At 72.0% G+C, this 3,844-nt stretch carries 4 protein-coding genes; 2 read left to right on the top strand and 2 right to left on the bottom strand.

Translation table 11 applies throughout. The features are described 5' to 3' along the window. Positions 1-201: hypothetical protein (locus tag AB0J52_RS31485; protein WP_500186406.1), on the bottom strand; the 201-nt coding region annotated here is incomplete at its 3' end. A 646-nt stretch (positions 202-847) separates the two neighbouring features. Between AB0J52_RS31485 and AB0J52_RS31480 the strand changes: the two genes are divergently transcribed. Continuing rightward, positions 848-1,291, top strand: coding sequence for a hypothetical protein (locus AB0J52_RS31480; protein WP_500186405.1), 444 nt, complete (start codon positions 848-850; stop codon positions 1,289-1,291). 16 nt (positions 1,292-1,307) lie between these two features. On the opposite strand, the gene qcrB is transcribed toward AB0J52_RS31480, so the two are convergent. Next, positions 1,308-2,954, bottom strand: coding sequence for a cytochrome bc1 complex cytochrome b subunit (qcrB, locus tag AB0J52_RS31475; protein WP_500186404.1), 1,647 nt, complete (start codon positions 2,952-2,954; stop codon positions 1,308-1,310). A gap of 283 nt (positions 2,955-3,237) precedes the next feature. Here qcrB and AB0J52_RS31470 point away from each other — a divergent pair. Next, a partial coding sequence (locus AB0J52_RS31470; RefSeq protein ID WP_500186402.1) for a PucR-like N-terminal domain-containing protein occupies positions 3,238-3,844 on the top strand: 607 nt, incomplete at its 3' end.

The raw sequence follows: 3,844 nt of genomic DNA, 5'->3' as shown, positions 1-3,844 counted from the left end.
GTCGCCGGTGTCGCGGGACGGGCAGCAGTCCAGCGGCAGCCCGACCGAGGCGAACGCGGCGCCCGCCACGGCGTGCAGGTCGTCGCGCAGCATGCGGCGGACGGCGGCGGAGCGGCGGCCGTAGCCGACGACGTCCAGCCCGAACACCGCGCGCGGCACCGGATGGCCGGGCAGCCCGGCCGGGGTCGGTCTCTCTTCCATCGCCATCCTCGAACGGTTCCGGCGTCGGGGCGCGCCCGCCGGTGACGCGTCTCCCGGGCCGCTTCCCGGGAGACGCCGCCAGGATGGAGCGCCGCGCGGCGGGCCGTCGCCCGAACGAACATCGTCATCGCGAAATCGGCACGGCCGCGAACAAAGCCGAACGCCGCGCCGCCCGCCGGGAAATGACCACCCGGTAATCAATCCGGGCATTCTGGATGCGGAGCCGCGCAAGGGAGAGGGGAGGCGGCGGGCGGGCCGGTGCACTGCCGCCACAGCACTGCGCGCCGGCCGCCCGCCGCCGGGGCAGCCCGGTCAGGAGCGCCCTGGGGGAGGGGCGGGTTTTCGTGTCACGTGACACATCTCCGCCCTGAGTCGATTATCGCGCGCCGAGTCAAACCGGTGCCCGATATGGGAGGGTTTGCAGCCCCTGTTCGAATACCGAGCGGGATTTCTCCCCGAGACGGTCGGCGAATGGAGGGGGATCGCCTTCCGGGGTGTGGTTTTCTCCTCCTCAGCATCTCGTCAGAAATGCGGACATGATGCCGATCTCTGGGCCATGATTTCGTGGATCGGGGCGACGCGACGGCCGCCACCGTCCGCCCGCTCCCTGCCAGTCCGGTCAGGTCCGACAGGAGGAGTACGTCTCATGGATGCGAAGGGGGAGCGCGACGACGACCGCGACGGACGCCCGCCCGCTCGCCGCCTCCGGGTGGCCGCGGGCAAGCTGGCGGTAGTCCTGCAGCGCTGGGCCCGCGTGGACCCGTCCGAGGGCCCCGAACCGTCCGAGCGCCGGGAGCCGTCCGAACGCCCGGACCCGTCGGTCGGCCCGGATCCGGCCGCGGCCCGCACGACCGCCGAGTTCGCCGAGCAGCTTCGCCGCCTCAAGCGCTACAGCGGCGCGACCTACCGCGGGATGTCCGACCTCAACGGCGGCTCCCCGGTCGTCTCCACCCTCTCCACGGCCGACAAGGGCGAGAAGCTGCCCAGCGAGCGCGTCCTGCGCGCCTACCTCCGCGGCTGCCACCTCGACGAGGAGGCCATGACGCCGTGGCTCGAAGCCCGCGGCCGCATCGCCATGCAGGAGTCGTGACGCCGCCCGCCGCCGGTCAGGTGTCCTGACGCTCGGAAAGCGCCGGGTGCGGATCGGACGGCGGGACGGCCAGGTCGGCGTTGAAGCGGCGGTTGAGCCGGACGCGGAGGCGACCGCGGAGCGTCCGGGTGTCCGGGGGAACGATGCCGCCGGACGCGGGACGGTCGAGGGAGACGGCCGGACGGGGCCGCTCGTCGGTGATGGGGGCCAGGCGCTCGGGCGGGAGGTGCTCCTCGACCTCGACGTACTCGCCGGACGGCAGCATGCGGATGACGCCGGTCTCCAGGCCGTGCTCCACGAGGGCGCGGTCGCGCCGCTGGAGGCCGAGGCAGACGCGGTAGGCGACGACGTAGGCGAGGACCGGGCCGAGGATGACCGCGACGCGGAAGAACCAGGTCGTCCAGAACAGCGGAATGTCGAAGGTCTTGGCGATGACGTCGTTGCCGCCCGCGGCCCACAGCACGCCGTAGAAGACGACGCCCGCGAACCCGATGCCCGTCCGCGGCGGGACGTCCCGGGGCCGGTCCAGCAGGTGGTGGATCTCGTGGTCGCCGGTGACCCAGCGCTCCAGGAACGGGTAGACGGCGAGGCCGGTGAACAGCACGCCCGGCACGACCAGCGCCGGGACCAGGACGTTCAGCGCGAGGGTGTGGCCCCAGGCGGAGACCTCCCAGCCGGGCATCATCCGCAGCGACCCTTCCAGCCAGCCCATGTACCAGTCGGGCTGCGAGCCCGCGCTGATCGCGCCCGGGTCGTACGGGCCGAACAGCCAGATCGGGTTGATCTGGAAGAACGTCGCGAGCAGCGTGCAGACGCCGAGGACCCACAGGAAGAACGCGGTGGTCTTGGCGACGAAGACGGGGAAGAACGGGTAGCCGTACTGCGCCCGGTTCGTCGCGCCCTTGCCCGGGAACTGGGTGTGCGTCTGCCGCCAGGTCAGCACGACCGCGTGCAGCGGGATCAGCGCGAGCAGCAGCCCGGGGATCAGCAGGATGTGGACGACGTAGAGCCGCGGCACGATGTCGGTACCCGGGAACTCGCCGCCGAACAGGAACATGAGCGCGTAGCTGCCGACCACCGGGACCGACAGGATCACGCCCTCCAGGATGCGGATGCCGGTGCCCGACAGCAGGTCGTCCGGCAGCGAGTAGCCGAACAGGCCGTTCACCATGACCAGCATGAACAGCACGATCCCGATCAGCCAGTTCAGCTCGCGGGGCTTGCGGAACGCGCCGGTGAAGAAGTTGCGCAGCAGGTGGATCACGATCGCGCCGAGGAAGACCACCGTGGCCCAGTGGTGGATCTGCCGCATCAGCAGCCCGCCGCGCACGTCGAAGCTGATCCGCAGGGTCGACTCGTACGCCTCGCTCATCCGGACGCCGCGCAGCGGCACGTACGAGCCGCCGTAGTTCACCTCCCGCATGGACGGGACGAAGAACAGCGTCAGGAACACCCCGGTCAGCAGGATGATGAGGAACGAGTAGAGGGCGATCTCACCGAGCAGGAAGCTCCAGTGGTCCGGGAACGCCTTGCGGAGCGCGACGCGCAGGAACGGCGTCCCGCCGAACCGCTCGTCCACCGCCCTGCCCGCGCCCCGCAACCGTGTGACGGCCTTGCCGTCGTGCCGTGCCGCGGGCGGATGCTGGGGGGACGCGCCGGTCACCGCTGCCTCCAGAACCGGCGGCCGGCCGGAGCGGGGCGTCAGCGGCCGCCTCTCGGGTTCACCTGGCCCCTCCAATGTCGCACCGGCGCGCGGACCGTGCCAGTGAGGCTTTTCGTCCAACCTCGTCAAGGTGAACGGCCGAATCTGGTCGGGTCTCGCCCTGGACGGATTGCCGACCCTAGGTTCTGGTCATGATTTTCCCCACACTAGACTCAAAAAGGAGCAATTTCCCCGTCAGCAGCGGTAAGTCGCACGGGGAGTGAAAACCCCCGGGAGGAGCGGCGTGGCGGAGGACGCGACGGGAAGTGCCGGGACCGCCGGGTACGGGCGGCCCTGGACGGACCTGCCCAGGGAGCTCGCCGACCACATGCGGCCCAACCTCGACGAGGTCGCCGACGACATGATCGCCGAGATCCAGGTCCGGGTCCGCGAGTACGACCGGCCCGGCGACTACTCCGGCACGCTCCGGCTCGCGGTCGAACGCGTCCTGCACCACTTCGTCGAGCGGGTCGCCGACCCCGCGCACGAGCCCGGCGAGGTCGCCGACTTCTTCCGCGCGATCGGCCGCGGCGAGGCGGGCGAGGGCCGCAGCCTGGACGCCATGCAGTCGGCCATGCGGGTCGGCGGGATGATCGCCTGGCGGCGGATCGCCGACGGCGCGGCCCGGCTGTCGGTCGACCCGCGCACGCTCGGCGCGGTCGGCGAGGCGCTGATGCTCGTCCAGGACGAGCTGGCCGCGGCCGCCGCCGAGGGGTACGCGCAGGCCAAGGCCGCCGTCGCGGGCGAGATGCAGCGCCGCCGCAAGCGCCTGCTCGACCTGCTGTTCGCCGACCCGCCCGCCGCGCCGGAGGCCATCGCCGACCTCGCCGCCGCCGCGCACTGGCCGGTCC

Origin of the sequence: Spirillospora sp. NPDC049652 (genome assembly GCF_040675125.1) — a bacterium.
In the GTDB taxonomy this organism is placed as follows: Bacteria; Actinomycetota; Actinomycetes; order Streptosporangiales; family Streptosporangiaceae; genus Spirillospora.
Note: the sequence above shows the minus strand (reverse complement) of the source record. Positions and strands in the feature narration are given on the sequence as shown.